Genomic DNA, 16,301 nt, shown 5'->3' on the forward strand with positions numbered 1-16,301 from the left:
ATATTGTCGTCCAACTTGCTGAATGAATAGGAATGGAGAAAGGATGTTAGTATGGGAAATTTAGTTTATCATGGTAGTCGTATTTATTTTAACGAATTTGTTATTGATCCTGGCCTTTCAGCTTACTCAGATCCGGCACGACTGGATGAAGGATACGGTATTTATATGACTGAGGACTTTAAAGTCGCTTCAGATTACGGGCAGTATTTATATACAATAAATTTAGAGAATTCTTTCATTACTGATTTTACCTCTAAAGTTGTTGTACGAGATACGATATTAAAATTAGAGCAGATGTTGGGTATCAACTTTAAACTCTACTTTAATATAAATGAAGTTATTGACTATATGATGGATGGCAGACTTAATGTAGTAAACTTAGACGATGACATTTACAATTATTTAGATGCATCTTATAAGTTTTATCAGCATCATGGGGAATATCTCGAATCTTTTGAGGACAATTTCCGCTATCACATGAAAACTTGTTATCACAGTCTTGTTGGTAATGTTTTCAAATATAAGATACCTACTTTTAAAGAACCGCTCTACATTTGTTTCCGGAATCCTGAAACACTGATAATTGAGAATATTAGCTACACTGGCGAAGAATAAATAATACACGATAATGATAAAATACTAATCATCTAGTTATCTCTTTCATCGCTAGTATAGAGGATAGATTGATGATCTTCTTGCGAAAGTAAACTAAAAAACTAAAATATAATCTAAGGGGCTGAATGTATATGTTGGGTGCGAAAGTAATTGACGAACTGGTTGAGGTAAAGAAAATCACGCGGGACAGTAACATCGCTTATATGTTGAAAGCGAATCATAAGGCTCTTAGCAAATATCCGCGTGGGGTAAAAGTACGTATGTGTCCGAAATGTAACTGCGCTCTTGTTCATGGATCTATTTCATACAATGCAGGTATCCATGTGGATTCGTGCTATTAAGTAGAGAACAAAGGATATGCAAGAAAACGAAGAATTAAATGTTAAATACTGTCCCTATTGTGGGGATGACCTGGATGCAGGGACATGTACTCTAGGTATCGAAGAATATTACAGAGAATTCGGTACATGTCCTCACCAGGATAACAAGTTGCATATAGATGAATTTTAGATTTACTTTACCGGAGGGCAACTACATGAATGATGTACTTTTCTGGGCAAATAGGACATTAGAGTCTGATGCAAAGAAATTAATGTTTACAGGCGATGCTAACGCTGTGACAGTATTACCCTTTTTATATGAAATTGTTAAAAGAGACCGGAGAATCTTAGCTATTGGTGAGGACATTTATAACTTAACTTACTCCATTTGGGACATGAGCATCGCACTCAAGAGCGGATATACTTACGAGTCAATTAACGCAAAAATAACTAAGGATCAGGAATATATAGATAATAACGATCTTTTGGATATTGTTGAAGAATACGATTATCTGCTAATTCAATCTGATGCATTAACTCCGCAACTTGCCGAATTTGTTAGTTCATATGCTGGAGATGTTGTCATAATATTATTGCAGCACTTTAATCAGGGATACTTTTTACCTGATTACTACGTATATTCTACATACTCTGGCGGAGGAAAAATAATTAACTGTAATATAAATGATATATTAAGCTTCAACCTTATTCATGAGAATAATCTCTTAGCTTATGCAGATTTGGAGGACAACTAGATGTTAGTACATTCAGTCGCAACTGGAATTTACAGAGTTGCAGGTGAAGAACAGTGGCATAATTGTCTTATCTTCAATGACGGTGGTAAAATTCTGGACATCAAAACTGTCCAGTTCCTTCGTAGCGATTTACAGATTGATTGGGAACCGGCTAAAATCGATGGTAACATTACAATCAGTCTTACGGACAATAGTGTAACACTTACAAATTCCTGATACATATACCACAAAGCCTAACTCAGGTTTTGTGGTATATCTCATTTAAAGGTGATTATATGCGAAAATTAAAATTAGAATTAGAATTGGTACCTGCTACATCATTCAACATGAATTTACGGAATAATTTTTCGAGTGAAGATTGGGATATCATTCGGAGATTAGTATACAAACGTGCAGGGCATCGATGTGAAATTTGCGACACAACTGGAAGAATGTCTGCACATGAAATTTGGGATTATGTTGAAAGTGACTCCGGGAATTTTGTAACACTTGCTGGACTTATTTGCCTTTGTGACGACTGCCATATGTGTAAGCACTGGGGATACGCGCAAATGCAGGCTGACGTTGGAAAACTCGACATGGTGTCATTGGAAAAGCATTTTATGAAGGTCAATAGTTGTCGTAAGACTACGTTAGAAAAGCATAAAGCTATATCATTTGCAGAATGGAATCGACGTTCCTCTTTGGAGTGGCAATTAAATATTGATTATCTCGGAAGTTTTTTGGACGAGGAATTAGATAAGAGAGGAATCAGCTAATATGAGAAAAATCTATTTTGAAGGTCATTATAACAACTTACATCAGTTTGCACTCTACATTCAGGAAAAATGCCCTGGAGCGAAGGTAGAAATTGCAACAAACGGGGAACATGTACTCTTGGTAAGGTGTAGAAACTACGAAGAAGCTCTGTATGTGTATCAAGAATCCCATAGGTTCAATGTAGAATAACTGTATTTACGAATGTCTCTGTAAACAGTCTATTGAAGTAATAGAGGTAAAACTAATTTAAAGGAATGGAGCGAGAATTTTATGGTCAATTCTACAGTTATCGACATATCTGAATATCAGTTTAACACTGTCCAGGATTGGTGGTTCTCCTACAGTCCTGTATTGTTCAGCTCTATAGCACAAGCAAATTTACACCAGAATTTCCTTGAGATTCATCACGGCGCATGTGAATTGAATAGCAACAATCTCATTTTCGTAGGTGAATTTGCTAGTTTCATGACGAATGTTATGCAGGACTTTGGGTACACTGTGCAAGTAACCGATCATACTGGACCATGGAAGATGGTTATCTCTTGGGAATAACTAGTCTATTTAGGAGGTTAGGTACAATTGAAAAAAGAACCTTTTGTATACAGTTATAATAAACCTTGCCTCGATTGGTATCAGACTGTTAATGTAACAATCAATGACGGAGATTACCTATACTTCAGGATTGAACGTAGATATGGACCTTCTTGGTGGCTTATCGGTATGTCCCCTGAGGAAAAACCCAAATTTAGATGGGCAGATACTGATTTAGGCGAAATTCACGAGGGTGATTTACTTCGATTTATCGAATGGGCAAAGATAGGAAACGGTAGTCAGATTATTGAATTTAAATCTATAAGTGGTGATTTTGATATCCTCGGTGAGTTATTACGTCTCACTGATCGTACTTAAGGAGATAAATATGACATCATTTTTAATTTGGTTTAAACGTGCATGGAATATTACCGCGTATAATATCTTTCCTGAAAATGAAATTGCATTTTTCAGGAAAGTATATACGCAGTTCTCTTCAAATTTTAAGCAGGTTATTATTCTTGAAACTGAAGTTAAGGCTACAGTTAACGATATCGAAAATACACCTAGCGGTTTAGAACGACTTGACAAAGTTATAGTCCTTTCAGAATTACATACACAACTTAGAAAAGCACAGCAATTGAAGGAAGAAGCTTATAACATTTTACAGAGTCTGGATCCTAGATTGTATTACTACAATAGGTTTAAATTGGACGTTTTTAACGATAGTGCTTATCAGGAGGTGTAATAAATTAGGCAGCAAGAGATACAGCAGGCATCTCATGAACTTTACTACGATTACACAAGATGTCGTAGAGAGAATCACTCCGGTTGGGGTAAAGGTATGGGGCACATGGAGTATTTTCTTAATCATCACGAGGTTTTAATAGAGGAACCGGTGCTTAGGTATTTCTTAAGTTCATACTACGGGGATATCACAGTAAACGAAATGATTACCCATTACTATAACAACGTTCAGAAATAAATTGAGCAGTGATGATAGGGGCACTCACGGGTGTCTCTTTTATTTTGGCAAAAAATGGATCGAAACTTGAAAAAATCGACTTAATATGTTATAATAATATTATTAAAATACAGTATTAAAACAAACAAGATGTCACTGAGAGGTGGCAATTTATTTTAGGGGTCTATAATGTCACATTAACATTATTGATACATAGGTATTAAATCTTAAGGAGGTTGGGAAGTTGGGTAAGGACAAGATAGCTGATGACTTCAGGACTCCCGACGGAGTATCGGCAGATGTAGTTGCATTTACCATGGTACCTCATGAAAATGTATCTGTTAGAAGAAATTTACCTGATTATGAACTAAAGGTATTCCTTGTCAGATCAGATAAAGGTATGTGGAAATTACCTGGTCAGGTAATCGATCGTTATGTATCACTTGATGATATGGCGACCGATATCGTAAAGGAACTAACACTAACAACTGACCCTTATATTGAGTACGTTGGGCAGTGTAGCGATTATACAGATGACTCAGGTGCATGGATTATTCACCACTCATTCTTATCTGTTATACCTTATCACCAATTGGATGATTTCAGACGCCAGGATGATCCAAAATCAGTTGACCTGTTCAGTATTGAGCAGTTAGATAAACTGGATATATTTCCAAATCACCGAAAGATTATCGATAGTGTGTATGAGTATCTTCAAAGAATTATACTTATAACGGATATAGCAAAATACTTCCTAACAGACACTTTCACTATCGCTGAACTGGTGAGGAATTTACAGGTAGTTGCACCGAATTTTAAGCCTGATAATGTACACCAAAAATTTCTGAAAACTAGCAAACGTGGTGGAATACTTGAAGGTGTAATAGACGCTGAGGGAGTTCATCTTAAGTCGGACAAGTATTCTCAACGATCTGCATTGTTGTTTAGATTTTCTGGTCAGACTCCGGAACTATCAATATATTAAATACGCGGAGGTGTTAAAATGAACAATCACAAATTTATTGTGATTTACGGCGAGCATGATCCTTTTATCAGATATTGTCATGACGATGATGAGGTACGTAACGCGATCAATGAGATTTTTGCGCAATATGGGGTTGTTATGCTTGGTGATCTTGAAATCATTGAGATTGCATCAAGGAAAAAAATGGATGACTTCTTCAGTAACCTTTAAGGAGAATAAATATGGGAAGAGTATACGTCACGGGAGACTGTCACGGGGAAATCGATATTCACAAACTGAATACTAAGAATTTCCCACAACAAAAAGAATTAACACGTGAGGACTTTCTCATTATCGTAGGTGACTTTGGTTTTCCCTGGAAGGAAGACGACAGTGAAGATCGCTTTTGGTTGAAGTGGATAAACGAGAAGAATTTTACCACTCTTTTCATTGAAGGTAACCATGATAACATTGATCTAATTCGTACATATCCAGAAAACGAATGGAATTGCGGTAAAGTACGAAGAATCCGTGATAACGTTCTATATCTGGAGAGAAATCAAGTATTCACAATTTGTGACAGAACTTTCTATACGCTTGGTGGTGCTGAATCTACCGATAAAGGACGGCGTATTGAGAACGTGAATTGGTGGGCAGATGAAGTCCCTAGTGAAGCTGAACTTGTTGAAAGCTTGCATGTACTGGCAGATATTAATTGGAAAGTTGATTATATGTTGACTCATACCTGTTCCAGAACTGTTCTTAACATTCTCGGTGAGGAAGTAGTTAAATCGCGGATTAAGGGTGAAGTCTTAAATGATCATTTTGAGTATGTCAGATCGAAATTGAATTACGAACATTGGTATTTCGGTCATTTTCATAAAGATATCAGAGTAACGGATAAAGATACACTATTATTCAATAAGGTTGTACGTGTAATATAAAATTACGCAAAGGAGGGAATTACATGCAAAAATCACAAGTATACGTTGCATACTCTAGTGAGTTCAGTAAAAGTAGTGTAGCAACGCTTGTAAGTTTACTCGGCAGTCACGAAGGACTCGGACAATACAATTTCTTCGGATATGACAATAGTGAAATATCATCCTATGATAGGATTAGTTTATCACCTTTTGTGGTAGCTGAGGTCTCACATGTGAGCATGGGCGTGGGAATTGAACTAGGCTGGGCAGATGCGATAGGTAAAAGAATATTCGCATTCTACAGGTCGGATGTAGATATTCCACAGTCCGTAACTCATTTGAGAAATGTTAAGTTGATACCTTACTCAGATGTGGCAGAAATACCTAAACTATTATCCCAATCGGTATATACTGTTAAGTAAAATAAGGGAGGTTCTTCGAATTGAACGACGGTGTCAGGTTCCTCAAGGTTTACAACAGTAATAGCGGTAAACGGCATGTAATTGATGTTTGGAATACAGAACGCCATGAAACACTTTGCGGATTGCTGTATTGGAATTATCAGTTTCAGACACCCTTTTATAACTTCGAAGAACCTACTGAACTTCTGGATATAGCTGAAGTCGATTGTAGTAATTGCGGGTACATTATTTCAAGGAACGCTGACCAGTTCATTTACGAAAGTCCTGAGACTAGGGCATTATTTGAGACAATTCCAGAGGATTTTGTATTTGATTTCAAAACTCCTCTTCATGATAGAATTACACTTCAAATACAGTATCCCGAATTGATGAATGCTTTGTACTGGGTAGCATTGCCAAGAGAGAATAAGATTTTTGTTATGCCATATCATGGCAAGAATTACATGATTGATGTTAATTGACAATTTTCACTATCCTAAAATAATCCTTTTCATTAATTGGGGTAGAGAGAAAAATAATATATAATTGGAGGAATCGTAAATGGCAGCAGTTGATAAGGTATCAGTGATTGAGGAAATGATCATTTCCGCTGTAAATAACGGGGAGAACGTTCTTGTCGTGGATGAGTCCGATACTGAGGTATTCGAAAATCCTGAATCCTTGGAACTGATCAGCAAGAAACTAGAATTCGCAGGCATCGAATTTACTTATGCCAACGGTGAACTCCATCTTGATGCTCACGATGAAGAAGGCGATGAAGACTTCGACGAGGATGAAGACGAAGAGTACGATTCAGACGAAGATTCAGATGATGAAGACTCTGACGATGAAGAATCCGATGACGAAGAGTATGATGAGGACGATTCCGATGAAGATTCAGATGATGACGATTTTGACGAAGACAACCCTGGCGATGATGAGGATGAAGACTCTGACGAGGATGAATCCGATGAGGACGATTCGGATGAAGAATCTGACGAAGACGACTATAATAGCCAAATTTAATATAGCATAAATTTAACTACCCCTTAGGATTGAATAACTTTAATTCTAAGGGGTTAAATTCTTTCTCAAAATATTCTCAATATTAGATCGTAAGTATTAACTTTAGGTAGCTCAATAAAGCTTATAAATAAGTATATAATAGAAGAAAATATATTTACATATACGGAGGTTATATCAATGCAATCTAATTTTGAAAATCATATCGCATATATCGGAGAAGGTAAACCTAGATTTTCTGGTCGTTACGACAAATTCGGAGAATGGCTGTACGTAGGCGACCGTGTTGTTTATACCGATCATAATCCTAATCAACACGGTATATCTAATGGTCTTGGAATTTTGTACGCAACTATAGTACGAGAATCAATAGATGAATTGGATGCGCGCGGAAATGTCACAGGTAGAAAATCTTATGCATTTCGTCTGCAACGGGATGACTTGTGTGAGGTAGGTTTAAATACTGTCGCTTCCCATGATCTAACTTTGATTAGGTACTCAGCTGATAGAGAAAAAGCATATTTTGACAGTATATATCAGGTACTTAATGTGGTTAATCCTGGAGATTGCATAGAAGTACAGTATCATAATCGATTCAATGGACAGTCAGCATCCAGTACCTATATTTACGAAACATACGCTACGGTGGATGGTGTTATTATTCTCAACTTACTGACCGAACACACTGATGAAGTAGTTTTCCATATCAGTGGTGAAACGTTAAAAAGTTCTAACTATTCTGTCAAAAGTATCAAACTCGTTTAATAACAATCATAGGAGGACTTAACATGACTCAAGTATTTGACAATGTTGTAAATGAAATGCTTGTATCGCTGGAAAATTTGAATCAGGGTGATAAGGTTGCTTATGAGATATATAATAGAGAACTGGATAAATTCCATATATTTACTGGTGTTCTGAACAATTACCATCACAACCATGAATATGAATGTATTGTTGTAATACTCACAAAAGATGACGGAACACAATGGGAGTACACTGTGACTGAGAATCCAAACTACTATTCTCCATTTATTCTGACTCAGATTTGCAAACTCGGGGGTGAGTTGATTGGGAGCCGAACAGCAGAATAATGAAATCGAAGAATTCCTGATGGTATACATGGGAATTCGGTTAGATAGTAAAGGTAGAAAGACATACTATTGGTTACCTGTAGATAGTGCTGACGAGTACAACGATGCTAAAGGTTACGATAGTTCTGTCGTAATGGCAGCAGTCGGCGGAGTGTACAAGTTTTACAGTCCGAAGGGTGAGACTAATAAAATTTATGTTGAGGGAGTTAACGCACCTCAATATTCACAGCGGTATCATGATACTGATAGAATTAAACGTTGGGCAATTGCTGATGAAGAAGCCAAGCAACGTTTGAATGTTAAATCGGTTAATAGAAAGTCAGCTAAGGTTGAACCTCTCGATGACATTTTAAGTACGATTCGAGATGTGTCAAGAAGTTTAACCGCTGCTGAACGTCGAGCATTCCACTCAAAAATATCGGAAGCTATTTTTGATAGATAGGGGAATTATTATGAATTTAACTGAAATAAAATCTCTACCTGCTGGAATTGATATCGATTTTTACGTGCATAATGCTGTATACAACGAGCATACGGAGTTCGAAGATTTCCTACTTCATCATGAGTCGGGAATCTTCAATTATAGCACGAACACTGAATACATTAACATCGCCTTACGTGATATACACGAAATCGATCCTTCCAGTGAGGATAGGATCAAGAAGACAGCTGCACAGTACTTTAGTGAGTTAGATACTGAACATCATAATATCGGAATAGCTGATAAACAATCATTGCACTTAGCTAGAATTATTCTTATTGCACAATATATTAATAACAACGAAAATAATGAGGGGGAATAATAGTGACAGCACCTACACAATTATATATGCCTGATATACTGAAATTGCAGGCAGATTTTAAAACCGACTATTACGTGGCATGGCACTTATTTAGTGATCTTATAAATGATGAAAATAGTAAACAATCATTTATTCACGCATACTCAACCGGACTGTTCCGATTTTCAACTAATACCAAAGACTGCAATTCTATGTTAGAAGCATTCTTCATGGACGGCAGATTCAGACGCGAAGCATATAGTCAAGCTATGTATGACTATTTGGATCTCAGCGATATTAGGGATATCGAGACTGTAGCAACTACTGTGGCACAGCTAACAAATTTGGATCAATGTAAATTGGTGTTGATGGTAATGAATGGACTATATGTATAAAGTCCAATTACATCAAGAATAGCAGCTGAGTGAAAAGGAGAAATTAACATGACAAACTCTTATGTCGAGATGAAACGTGAAATCAGCGAAGAAATCAACAATTTTCCTTCGTTTTATGCCTTCGATACCGAACAATTTGAGGAAGGTTTAGTGCAGCTAGGGCTGAAGCGGACTGACGAAGATAAAGTCAAGTCAATTGGGATGGGTGGTTTTGTTCGTAAAGAAGATCACGGAGCCTATTATGAAATGCATATCAATATTGCTAGACGTAAAAAGATGGCAATTGACGCAGATACTACTGGCGAAGGGTTCATTTATGAAATGTTTTACTATGAATTGGCAAACCATGAATACGGTTATACTCAGGATGTAAGTCACACTTTGGATGCGTTGAATTTTACATTTGAGGAAATCGAAGCTGATCCGCGATTGAAGCATGGACTTGAATTGGCAAAAGCTGCTGTAAATTCCGCTGAAAGGTTCTATTGATATGAGTGCATCTTATGAGGAAGCTAAAGCACATCGTCAGATGCTAGAAGATTGGAATAAGGAACAATCCGCTAAATTGAAGGAATTTGAACAGTACGGTTTATCCCCAATTGGTGGAATTCCTGATCATGTCCGTGCGATGCCCGAGTGGAAAGAAGCTAAACGTAATTACGATGCATCTTTCCGGGAACTGAGAAACTATAATTCATGGTTTGTCAAAACTTATAAAAAGGAATATGCCGCGGATAGAAAACGGAGATTCGGATAGGAGTGATCGGACATTGAGTAACTCAGCTGGATTTAGGAAAGCAAACGAGTTATCTTACGTAGAGATTCTTAATCTAGAGGCAGGTATATTTACTGATTATATGGTAGCGCTTGCTATACTACCTCAGATTATGTATGACAACATCGCTAACGAGGATTTCATTCTAATGTACAATAGTGGAACCTATCGATATTCCGAAAATATCAGACAATCTAGTCACTTGTTGAAGGAACTCTTTGAAGTTCGTGATGGCGCACGTAGAGAATTCATGCGAGTTGTACAACGTTATCTTAATCTGGATAACAGTATTTCTGACTCCGATCTAAATAGCACAATTAAACAGCTAACCGCATTGGATCACTGTAAATTGCTTTTGATGTGGTATCGTGGAATTTATAAATAATTGAAATGAGGTAATCATCTTGTCAGGACTTAAACTTGATATTTACAGAACAACTTATGGAGTTTCGCAAACACCTTGCATTATGTTCGATTATAATGACGGTGGCGAAACTCCAATTATTGAAATTGAATATGGTAATATACCTGTAGGTGTACTTGAAATGATCAAGAATGCAAGTGACCGTGGATATAATATCAATTATGTATTATAAAATCCGATGAAAAGTTGAGGTGTTATCGGTGGCAGAGTTGTACCAAGTCCTTGTATCGGATAGTCCTCTAGTTATTAGTGTTCCATTGCAAGATGATCCAGAGTTTTCTGAGGTTGCTATAATTATTGATAAATATGCTGGATTATTGACTAATGTGGAAATAAAATTTACGCGAGTACATGCGTATAGCTTTACCTTTTATTTTAGGTTAAGTGCACTATACTTATTAGAGAACTTGGTACACGAGGAAGTTATCTCGCTGAACTTGGGTGAACTACTTGTTGAAGCAAGGAAATTATACTCAGCTTATACTGCGGGTGAAATTTCTGTTACCGATGCAATTAACAATAACATCATGATTATAACGTAAGGACTGGTAATTATGGGACGAGTTGAACTTGAATACGCAATGAAAGACTGGTTGAATGATGTTTTACGCATATGGGACATTGTTGTAATAGATACTGATGATATCGATTTAGGTAGTTATCAGTATGATGAAGAGATTCACTATATTTCAATGAACCTGCTCAATATAATTCACTTAGCTGATAAATATTCGACAACACCCTTGGGATTAGCACATGCTGTAATGTCGCATGAATTGGGACATTATGTTCATTATAAATATTATAATGGTATAGATATGGGACGGACTGAGGAACGTGCCACTGATGAAATGGTAAAAACTAAACACCAATTAAATCTCGAAATACGTGCATATAATCATGGTAAGGAATTCATCTCAGATGTGTATTCACACGTTTACGAAGAACTTAATATTCAAAATATAAACTATTACCGGAGAAAATTGGGAATGACTGAAATTTTAAAGGAGTGTCATACATGAAAAAACTATTATTACGTTCAGTTGGAGACGACTTCTGGGGACGAATGGTCTTCCAGAGTGTTGAAAACGGTGCTTTTTATAAGCGTTATCCCCGCGATACAGCCTATTACACTGCTGAGAGTTTTGAGGGTGAACCTGAGTATCCGTTAAGACCTGAAATTGTTATCGAAATTGTCGAATAAATACCTCCATATATCGTTTTAATTAAGTAATGATGATGTATAAGTTAATTAAAACGATAAATTGGGGGTAATTGTTTGAAGAGATTAATCGCATCAAAAAAGTTACACACTAATTGTAGGTGGTGCGACAAAAATATTCTCAAAGGTGAGATTTATTATCGTCACCGAGTATTCAACAAGTATGACGATGAAATTGTAGCTTATTCTTATAACGAATGTGCTAAATGCCGTTATGAGATCGATGAACGGATTAAGCGCCGAGTTGGATTAAAGGATCGTTGTCATCATCCGAAAGAGATGCAACGTACTGAATATGACTATATACCTGGTGAATGTGTCATGGAACCTCAATATGATATATGCTTGGTCTGCAATCTCAAGTATTGATGTCACTTACATATGTAAAAAATTATTAAAAATGGGTTGAATTAGCTTTGACGTTGTGATTAGGCTAACGATATGTACTAAAAATATGGTAAAATATAAGAGGAGGAAAATAGGATGACCTATTTTTATCGAAACACTCTGGTAACAGTTAGAAAGAACCACATATGCGAAGGATGTCTCCGTCAAATTGAAAAGGGTGAAAAAGCTCATTCAATCGCAGGTAATACTACCGATTTTTACAGTTACTACTTTTGTTTAGAGTGTGAAGAATTTGCCGATAAGCATCCGGGATATTGTTTTGACGATCAAGATGGATCATTTACTCCGGGCGATGTATTGAGTGGCCGACGTGAATATGAGAGACATCAGCAAGAGGAAGCTGCAAGGAGGGAAACTGAACTTGAAGCTAATACTTCCGGATCATAACGCTGACGAATATCGGAGCCGAGAAGGTCTCCATGTAGTTATAGACAAAAGTCATGACAGAAATATTGGATATTATGCAGTTGTGCACAATAAGTATGGGTATCAGGTCTCAGATACACAGTACGCATACCGCAAACGTGAGTTAACCAATCTAACTGTAGACGATTTTACAATCTCGGATGCTGACGGCGAATAAACCAAAATGAATATCATTTAAGGGGTGTTTCTATTGCCGGAAATTTCTGATGAAGAACTTATCAAAATGGTACGCGAAAATAAGATAAGTAGCGCTAAAGGTAGAAAACAAATCTATGAAGCACGAGCTGTCAATACAGGTCGTGCTTCTTCTGCGAGTAAAAGTAAATCTAAAGGTAAAGGTGTCCTCTCCAAACTATTTGGACGAGGTAAAACGACTAAGAAGAAAGCTAAACCTAAGGCTAAGCCGAAATCTAAGTCGAATGAAATTGGATTCTTGGAAACCTTATTTGGAGCACCACCTCCACAGAAGAAACGGACTGTGAAAAAGCGTAAGCCTGTTGAGACTGATAATGATGTGGAATATGAAACTGAGAGAAAGACTTCAACTAGGGCAAAAAGTAGTACGACACGTACGAAGGCAACTAAGAGTACCTCAACTACTACTAAGAAAGCTACAACTAAAAACACAACAAAAGCTGCAACTAAAAACACAACAAAAGCTGCAACTAAAAGTGTGGCTAAAGCTAAACCCGCTACACGTAAACCTGCTACTAGTACGCGAACTACGACTAAAAGTACAACTACTAAGCCAGCTAAGGGTAAACCTGTTAAAAAGTCATCCGCTAATACTATAGACACGGATAACTTACAGACTAACACTCGTGAGCGGGAAAGATTACAGAAGTTATTTAATAGTAAGATCGACCAGGAAACTACGGGAGAAATTTATGGTAAACCCCATTCAAAAATATTATTAGTACCTCGGAGTGAGGTAACTAAACTTGATATTACGAACGCACTAACTTTCTTTAAAAATTGGGAGAAGTTTCCCGCTGAAGCACGGCAGGAATTACGTATTCAGTTTCCTAATCATGACGAATTAGCTTTCCCTTCATGGGCATGTACTGAGGTTCGTAAGTATATGAGCAAACTGGTACGAAAATGCAAACACATCCTCTATTTTATTCATCCAGACCAGTTAGTTGATATTGTTTCATCTGTAATTGTAATCCAATCATTCTCTACAGGCGAACATATGGATGGAATCGACTATACAAAAAAGAAAACTGGATTTATGGCTAGGGTTGACGACATTAACAGGATAATTTCATCAGATCAACTTGAGGATTTACTTGGCGCTGTAGGAGACTTTGGATTAACTGTCAAGGACCAGAAAGGTGCCAAAAAAGTTAATGATGAGTTGTTGAGGTTATTCTTCGGCGATGATGTCAAGTACTAGGGAGGTTTAAATCTGAGACTATTAGCGGACGCTCGATTATCATATCAATATGAAGCCGAGAATTATAATCTACCTACTTTCGAGGATGCGATACTTTACGCCAAGAATGGGACAGCGAATAAAGGTACGAAAGCTGCTTTAATATATGCTTTTAATAGTGCATTTTGTAATTATTTCGTGGAGACTATAAGTAGTATATATCCAGGAGAGTCGATTCCTGTTATCTACGACGGTCAATCTGAAATCATTTCTTATAACTACGATAAGTGTTTTGCAAGTAATTATCAAATGTCCTATTTCGATACGAGCGGAAATGAAATCAGCCACTCTTACATCTTATACTTACCTTTTAAATCTATCCTAGATCCTGAAGAATTAGCCAGTTTCTGTGAAGATAAGCGATTTAAATTGGTGGAATACATCGACTACTTCTATAAGTACAAAATTCATCGTATTTGAATAAAGAGAGGAGGAAATCATCTGGAATATCAAACTTTTATCGACAGACTGAATGTAAACTATGACCAATTTTACGTAGACAACGAAATGACATATACAACTGAAGGTTTATTTCAGGACTTATATAACTATATAAATAAGTATATGGATGAGGTAACCCTGTCTGAGTTCGAGGATATACTAGGTGTCGCCTTGGGCACAGTTATTATGGACATTTACTGGGAATCTCTGGGCACACACATAGTAAACTATGGTGATAGTAGAGTCGCGTTCAATATGAGTACCTTCGGTAATGAGGAACAGTCTATTCTATGGAATTCAGACTTGTCTAACTATTCCACATATTTAAAAGCTAAGGTTGGCTACGAAGGATTAAATCCTGAGTTCGAGTATGTTTATTCTGTCAATTTTATCATATATCAACTTTTGAACGAGGATTACGTTCACGAATTTATTGCAGACCATCTTAAACGAATACGGGATAGTGTGGATGAATTTAAGACACTTAATCAGAAACAGACTGTTTTCATATAAATTTTATATAATAATGGAGGAAACAATCATGACTTACGAAAACTTTATTAATCACGCAGATAGCAACTATCTTTATAATCTCGAACGAGGTGGTATGGACTTCAGTTTGAATCCACCTACAACAATTGCAGGGGCATTTCAAACTTTATCGACAACTGGAGATTCACCCTGGGAAGCTGTTATCCGACGCAGTGCAGAAGCTGGATTGCAGCGGGCTTTGAGCGGGATGCACGACTCATTTTTAACAGCGCATGTACAGAATAACAGTATGATCGAGTTCGATCACTCTATCATCAACTCTGAAATTATCCCTACAGGTTCTGATGCTGTTTATCGTTTCCATGGAACACTTGGTGTACGACTTGCTTGGCAGTATAGTTTCCTGTATGAGTTCTCAGGTGAACTCGCTATTAGTGACCTGTTTGATGTTAATAATGTCAATCAGTTTATTTCAACACAATATCAGGCATTTAGATCAAACCTTTCCTATATTGCTGATACACAACCTCAAGTAGCACAGGCACTTTTCGCTTCCGTTTAACAAAAATTAACCCTATCTTATTTGCGGATAGGGTTAATATATTTTAACAATATAAAGAGGTGACATATTTATGGGATTGGATACTACGCTCCACTTAGTCCAGATAACTCCGAGTGAAGTAATATTTTCTCAAGATTTACAGGGAAATTACGCACTGCCACACAGATTTAGGGGTTCTTTTAGCTATTGGTCGCCTTACACAGATGAAGATGATGCAAATATGTGGGGATGGTCGATGGTATATTTTGATGATGGGAAAATTCCCGAGATACAACAGGTATTTGAGTTGATAGCTCAAGAGGGACCTAAAAATAAGTTACACTGGAATATAGTTGAACGTATCGGAAAGCAGTTTAGTAAAGACAATATGTATGATTTCAGTTGGGCATTCGTCACGCTTGACGAGTTCAAAAATCGTGCTGAGCGTTATGAATTGGGATTCGTTCCGTTCTGGGAAAATATCGAAGAATATATTAAAGAGCATGAAAAGTCGGACAGTACTTGGTTGATATTGGTCCGACAAGATCAGCCTAATATGAGGTGAATATATTATTTATCTATAATATATCGTTAGCATTAAAGTGTTG

29 protein-coding genes are annotated in these 16,301 nt (G+C 36.9%); all 29 read left to right on the plus strand.

Going from position 1 to position 16,301, the window contains the following annotated elements; translation table 11 throughout:
• Positions 1 to 51: 51 nt before the first annotated feature.
• The 29 genes from ABGV42_RS00310 to ABGV42_RS00450 all read left to right on the plus strand — a co-directional run bounded on the left by ABGV42_RS00310 (position 52) and on the right by ABGV42_RS00450 (position 16,258).
• Positions 52 to 615 carry a hypothetical protein gene (locus tag ABGV42_RS00310; protein ID WP_347379825.1) on the plus strand — a complete coding sequence of 188 codons (564 nt, stop codon included), beginning with the start codon at positions 52 to 54 and terminating at the stop codon, positions 613 to 615.
• A gap of 535 nt (positions 616 to 1,150) precedes the next feature.
• Positions 1,151 to 1,690 carry a hypothetical protein gene (locus ABGV42_RS00315; RefSeq protein WP_347379826.1) on the plus strand — a complete coding sequence of 180 codons (540 nt, stop codon included), beginning with the start codon at positions 1,151 to 1,153 and terminating at the stop codon, positions 1,688 to 1,690.
• Entirely contained in the window at positions 1,691 to 1,906 is a 216-nt protein-coding gene (locus ABGV42_RS00320) for a hypothetical protein (protein WP_347379827.1), read from the plus strand.
• A gap of 59 nt (positions 1,907 to 1,965) precedes the next feature.
• Positions 1,966 to 2,448, plus strand: a complete 483-nt coding sequence (locus ABGV42_RS00325; protein ID WP_347379828.1) for an HNH endonuclease — start codon at positions 1,966 to 1,968, stop codon at positions 2,446 to 2,448.
• Between the two features lie 580 nt (positions 2,449 to 3,028).
• Positions 3,029 to 3,358, plus strand: a complete 330-nt coding sequence (locus tag ABGV42_RS00330; protein WP_347379829.1) for a hypothetical protein — start codon at positions 3,029 to 3,031, stop codon at positions 3,356 to 3,358.
• A 10-nt stretch (positions 3,359 to 3,368) separates the two neighbouring features.
• On the plus strand, positions 3,369 to 3,728 hold the full coding sequence (locus ABGV42_RS00335; RefSeq protein WP_347379830.1) for a hypothetical protein: 360 nt from the start codon (positions 3,369 to 3,371) through the stop codon (positions 3,726 to 3,728).
• Positions 3,729 to 4,188: 460 nt separating this feature from the next.
• Positions 4,189 to 4,929: an ADP-ribose pyrophosphatase gene (locus ABGV42_RS00340; protein ID WP_347379831.1), complete on the plus strand. Its 741-nt coding sequence runs from the start codon at positions 4,189 to 4,191 to the stop codon at positions 4,927 to 4,929.
• 18 nt (positions 4,930 to 4,947) lie between these two features.
• Complete coding sequence (locus ABGV42_RS00345; RefSeq protein WP_347379832.1) at positions 4,948 to 5,139, plus strand: hypothetical protein; 192 nt, start codon at positions 4,948 to 4,950, stop codon at positions 5,137 to 5,139.
• An 11-nt stretch (positions 5,140 to 5,150) separates the two neighbouring features.
• Positions 5,151 to 5,852 carry a metallophosphoesterase gene (locus ABGV42_RS00350; protein WP_347379833.1) on the plus strand — a complete coding sequence of 234 codons (702 nt, stop codon included), beginning with the start codon at positions 5,151 to 5,153 and terminating at the stop codon, positions 5,850 to 5,852.
• Positions 5,853 to 5,875: 23 nt separating this feature from the next.
• Entirely contained in the window at positions 5,876 to 6,253 is a 378-nt protein-coding gene (locus ABGV42_RS00355; protein ID WP_347379834.1) for a hypothetical protein, read from the plus strand.
• A gap of 20 nt (positions 6,254 to 6,273) precedes the next feature.
• Positions 6,274 to 6,714 carry a hypothetical protein gene (locus tag ABGV42_RS00360; RefSeq protein ID WP_347379835.1) on the plus strand — a complete coding sequence of 147 codons (441 nt, stop codon included), beginning with the start codon at positions 6,274 to 6,276 and terminating at the stop codon, positions 6,712 to 6,714.
• A gap of 79 nt (positions 6,715 to 6,793) precedes the next feature.
• A complete protein-coding gene (locus ABGV42_RS00365; RefSeq protein WP_347379836.1) occupies positions 6,794 to 7,258 on the plus strand; it encodes a hypothetical protein in 465 nt (154 codons plus the stop codon).
• A 177-nt stretch (positions 7,259 to 7,435) separates the two neighbouring features.
• Positions 7,436 to 8,020, plus strand: coding sequence for a hypothetical protein (locus ABGV42_RS00370; RefSeq protein ID WP_347379837.1), 585 nt, complete (start codon positions 7,436 to 7,438; stop codon positions 8,018 to 8,020).
• Between the two features lie 23 nt (positions 8,021 to 8,043).
• Positions 8,044 to 8,349: a hypothetical protein gene (locus ABGV42_RS00375; RefSeq protein ID WP_347379838.1), complete on the plus strand. Its 306-nt coding sequence runs from the start codon at positions 8,044 to 8,046 to the stop codon at positions 8,347 to 8,349.
• Positions 8,327 to 8,791, plus strand: a complete 465-nt coding sequence (locus tag ABGV42_RS00380; RefSeq protein ID WP_347379839.1) for a hypothetical protein — start codon at positions 8,327 to 8,329, stop codon at positions 8,789 to 8,791. Before ABGV42_RS00375 ends, ABGV42_RS00380 begins: the two co-directional genes overlap by 23 nt.
• Before the next feature lie 10 nt (positions 8,792 to 8,801).
• A complete protein-coding gene (locus ABGV42_RS00385; protein ID WP_347379840.1) occupies positions 8,802 to 9,152 on the plus strand; it encodes a hypothetical protein in 351 nt (116 codons plus the stop codon).
• Between the two features lie 2 nt (positions 9,153 to 9,154).
• Positions 9,155 to 9,526: a hypothetical protein gene (locus ABGV42_RS00390; protein ID WP_347379841.1), complete on the plus strand. Its 372-nt coding sequence runs from the start codon at positions 9,155 to 9,157 to the stop codon at positions 9,524 to 9,526.
• A gap of 48 nt (positions 9,527 to 9,574) precedes the next feature.
• The gene (locus ABGV42_RS00395; RefSeq protein WP_347379842.1) at positions 9,575 to 10,015 is read left to right on the plus strand and encodes a DUF7659 family protein; all 441 of its coding nucleotides are present in this window, start codon (positions 9,575 to 9,577) and stop codon (positions 10,013 to 10,015) included.
• Position 10,016: 1 nt separating this feature from the next.
• Positions 10,017 to 10,283 (plus strand): hypothetical protein, encoded by a 267-nt coding sequence (locus tag ABGV42_RS00400; protein ID WP_347379843.1) that lies wholly within the window; start codon positions 10,017 to 10,019, stop codon positions 10,281 to 10,283.
• 13 nt (positions 10,284 to 10,296) lie between these two features.
• A complete protein-coding gene (locus ABGV42_RS00405) occupies positions 10,297 to 10,686 on the plus strand; it encodes a hypothetical protein (RefSeq protein ID WP_347379844.1) in 390 nt (129 codons plus the stop codon).
• 19 nt (positions 10,687 to 10,705) lie between these two features.
• Positions 10,706 to 10,897: a hypothetical protein gene (locus tag ABGV42_RS00410; RefSeq protein ID WP_347379845.1), complete on the plus strand. Its 192-nt coding sequence runs from the start codon at positions 10,706 to 10,708 to the stop codon at positions 10,895 to 10,897.
• Between the two features lie 28 nt (positions 10,898 to 10,925).
• Positions 10,926 to 11,267, plus strand: coding sequence for a hypothetical protein (locus ABGV42_RS00415; RefSeq protein ID WP_347379846.1), 342 nt, complete (start codon positions 10,926 to 10,928; stop codon positions 11,265 to 11,267).
• Between the two features lie 12 nt (positions 11,268 to 11,279).
• Positions 11,280 to 11,747 carry a hypothetical protein gene (locus ABGV42_RS00420; protein ID WP_347379847.1) on the plus strand — a complete coding sequence of 156 codons (468 nt, stop codon included), beginning with the start codon at positions 11,280 to 11,282 and terminating at the stop codon, positions 11,745 to 11,747.
• Entirely contained in the window at positions 11,744 to 11,929 is a 186-nt protein-coding gene (locus ABGV42_RS00425) for a hypothetical protein (protein ID WP_347379848.1), read from the plus strand. The genes ABGV42_RS00420 and ABGV42_RS00425 overlap by 4 nt, the downstream gene beginning before the upstream one ends.
• Before the next feature lie 501 nt (positions 11,930 to 12,430).
• The gene (locus tag ABGV42_RS00430) at positions 12,431 to 12,742 is read left to right on the plus strand and encodes a hypothetical protein (RefSeq protein ID WP_347379849.1); all 312 of its coding nucleotides are present in this window, start codon (positions 12,431 to 12,433) and stop codon (positions 12,740 to 12,742) included.
• Positions 12,717 to 12,938 (plus strand): hypothetical protein, encoded by a 222-nt coding sequence (locus ABGV42_RS00435; RefSeq protein ID WP_347379850.1) that lies wholly within the window; start codon positions 12,717 to 12,719, stop codon positions 12,936 to 12,938. The genes ABGV42_RS00430 and ABGV42_RS00435 overlap by 26 nt, the downstream gene beginning before the upstream one ends.
• 33 nt (positions 12,939 to 12,971) lie before the next feature.
• Positions 12,972 to 14,180, plus strand: coding sequence for a hypothetical protein (locus ABGV42_RS00440; protein ID WP_347379851.1), 1,209 nt, complete (start codon positions 12,972 to 12,974; stop codon positions 14,178 to 14,180).
• Between the two features lie 1,021 nt (positions 14,181 to 15,201).
• Positions 15,202 to 15,714, plus strand: coding sequence for a hypothetical protein (locus ABGV42_RS00445; protein WP_347379852.1), 513 nt, complete (start codon positions 15,202 to 15,204; stop codon positions 15,712 to 15,714).
• Positions 15,715 to 15,784: 70 nt separating this feature from the next.
• Positions 15,785 to 16,258 carry a hypothetical protein gene (locus ABGV42_RS00450; protein WP_347379853.1) on the plus strand — a complete coding sequence of 158 codons (474 nt, stop codon included), beginning with the start codon at positions 15,785 to 15,787 and terminating at the stop codon, positions 16,256 to 16,258.
• Positions 16,259 to 16,301: the final 43 nt, after the last annotated feature.

The sequence above is a fragment of the Paenibacillus pabuli genome (assembly GCF_039831995.1).
Taxonomy (GTDB): domain Bacteria; phylum Bacillota; class Bacilli; order Paenibacillales; family Paenibacillaceae; genus Paenibacillus; species Paenibacillus pabuli_C.

Coding starts and splice junctions, on each gene's coding strand:
- ABGV42_RS00350 (WP_347379833.1), top strand. CDS start 5,151: ATGGGAAGAGTATACGTCACGGGAGACTGTCACGGGGAAATCGATATT.
- ABGV42_RS00430 (WP_347379849.1), top strand. CDS start 12,431: ATGACCTATTTTTATCGAAACACTCTGGTAACAGTTAGAAAGAACCAC.
- ABGV42_RS00395 (WP_347379842.1), top strand. CDS start 9,575: ATGACAAACTCTTATGTCGAGATGAAACGTGAAATCAGCGAAGAAATC.
- ABGV42_RS00315 (WP_347379826.1), top strand. CDS start 1,151: ATGAATGATGTACTTTTCTGGGCAAATAGGACATTAGAGTCTGATGCA.
- ABGV42_RS00310 (WP_347379825.1), top strand. CDS start 52: ATGGGAAATTTAGTTTATCATGGTAGTCGTATTTATTTTAACGAATTT.
- ABGV42_RS00385 (WP_347379840.1), top strand. CDS start 8,802: ATGAATTTAACTGAAATAAAATCTCTACCTGCTGGAATTGATATCGAT.
- ABGV42_RS00400 (WP_347379843.1), top strand. CDS start 10,017: ATGAGTGCATCTTATGAGGAAGCTAAAGCACATCGTCAGATGCTAGAA.
- ABGV42_RS00370 (WP_347379837.1), top strand. CDS start 7,436: ATGCAATCTAATTTTGAAAATCATATCGCATATATCGGAGAAGGTAAA.
- ABGV42_RS00420 (WP_347379847.1), top strand. CDS start 11,280: ATGGGACGAGTTGAACTTGAATACGCAATGAAAGACTGGTTGAATGAT.
- ABGV42_RS00335 (WP_347379830.1), top strand. CDS start 3,369: ATGACATCATTTTTAATTTGGTTTAAACGTGCATGGAATATTACCGCG.
- ABGV42_RS00375 (WP_347379838.1), top strand. CDS start 8,044: ATGACTCAAGTATTTGACAATGTTGTAAATGAAATGCTTGTATCGCTG.
- ABGV42_RS00320 (WP_347379827.1), top strand. CDS start 1,691: ATGTTAGTACATTCAGTCGCAACTGGAATTTACAGAGTTGCAGGTGAA.
- ABGV42_RS00445 (WP_347379852.1), top strand. CDS start 15,202: ATGACTTACGAAAACTTTATTAATCACGCAGATAGCAACTATCTTTAT.
- ABGV42_RS00450 (WP_347379853.1), top strand. CDS start 15,785: ATGGGATTGGATACTACGCTCCACTTAGTCCAGATAACTCCGAGTGAA.
- ABGV42_RS00325 (WP_347379828.1), top strand. CDS start 1,966: ATGCGAAAATTAAAATTAGAATTAGAATTGGTACCTGCTACATCATTC.
- ABGV42_RS00345 (WP_347379832.1), top strand. CDS start 4,948: ATGAACAATCACAAATTTATTGTGATTTACGGCGAGCATGATCCTTTT.
- ABGV42_RS00365 (WP_347379836.1), top strand. CDS start 6,794: ATGGCAGCAGTTGATAAGGTATCAGTGATTGAGGAAATGATCATTTCC.
- ABGV42_RS00425 (WP_347379848.1), top strand. CDS start 11,744: ATGAAAAAACTATTATTACGTTCAGTTGGAGACGACTTCTGGGGACGA.
- ABGV42_RS00355 (WP_347379834.1), top strand. CDS start 5,876: ATGCAAAAATCACAAGTATACGTTGCATACTCTAGTGAGTTCAGTAAA.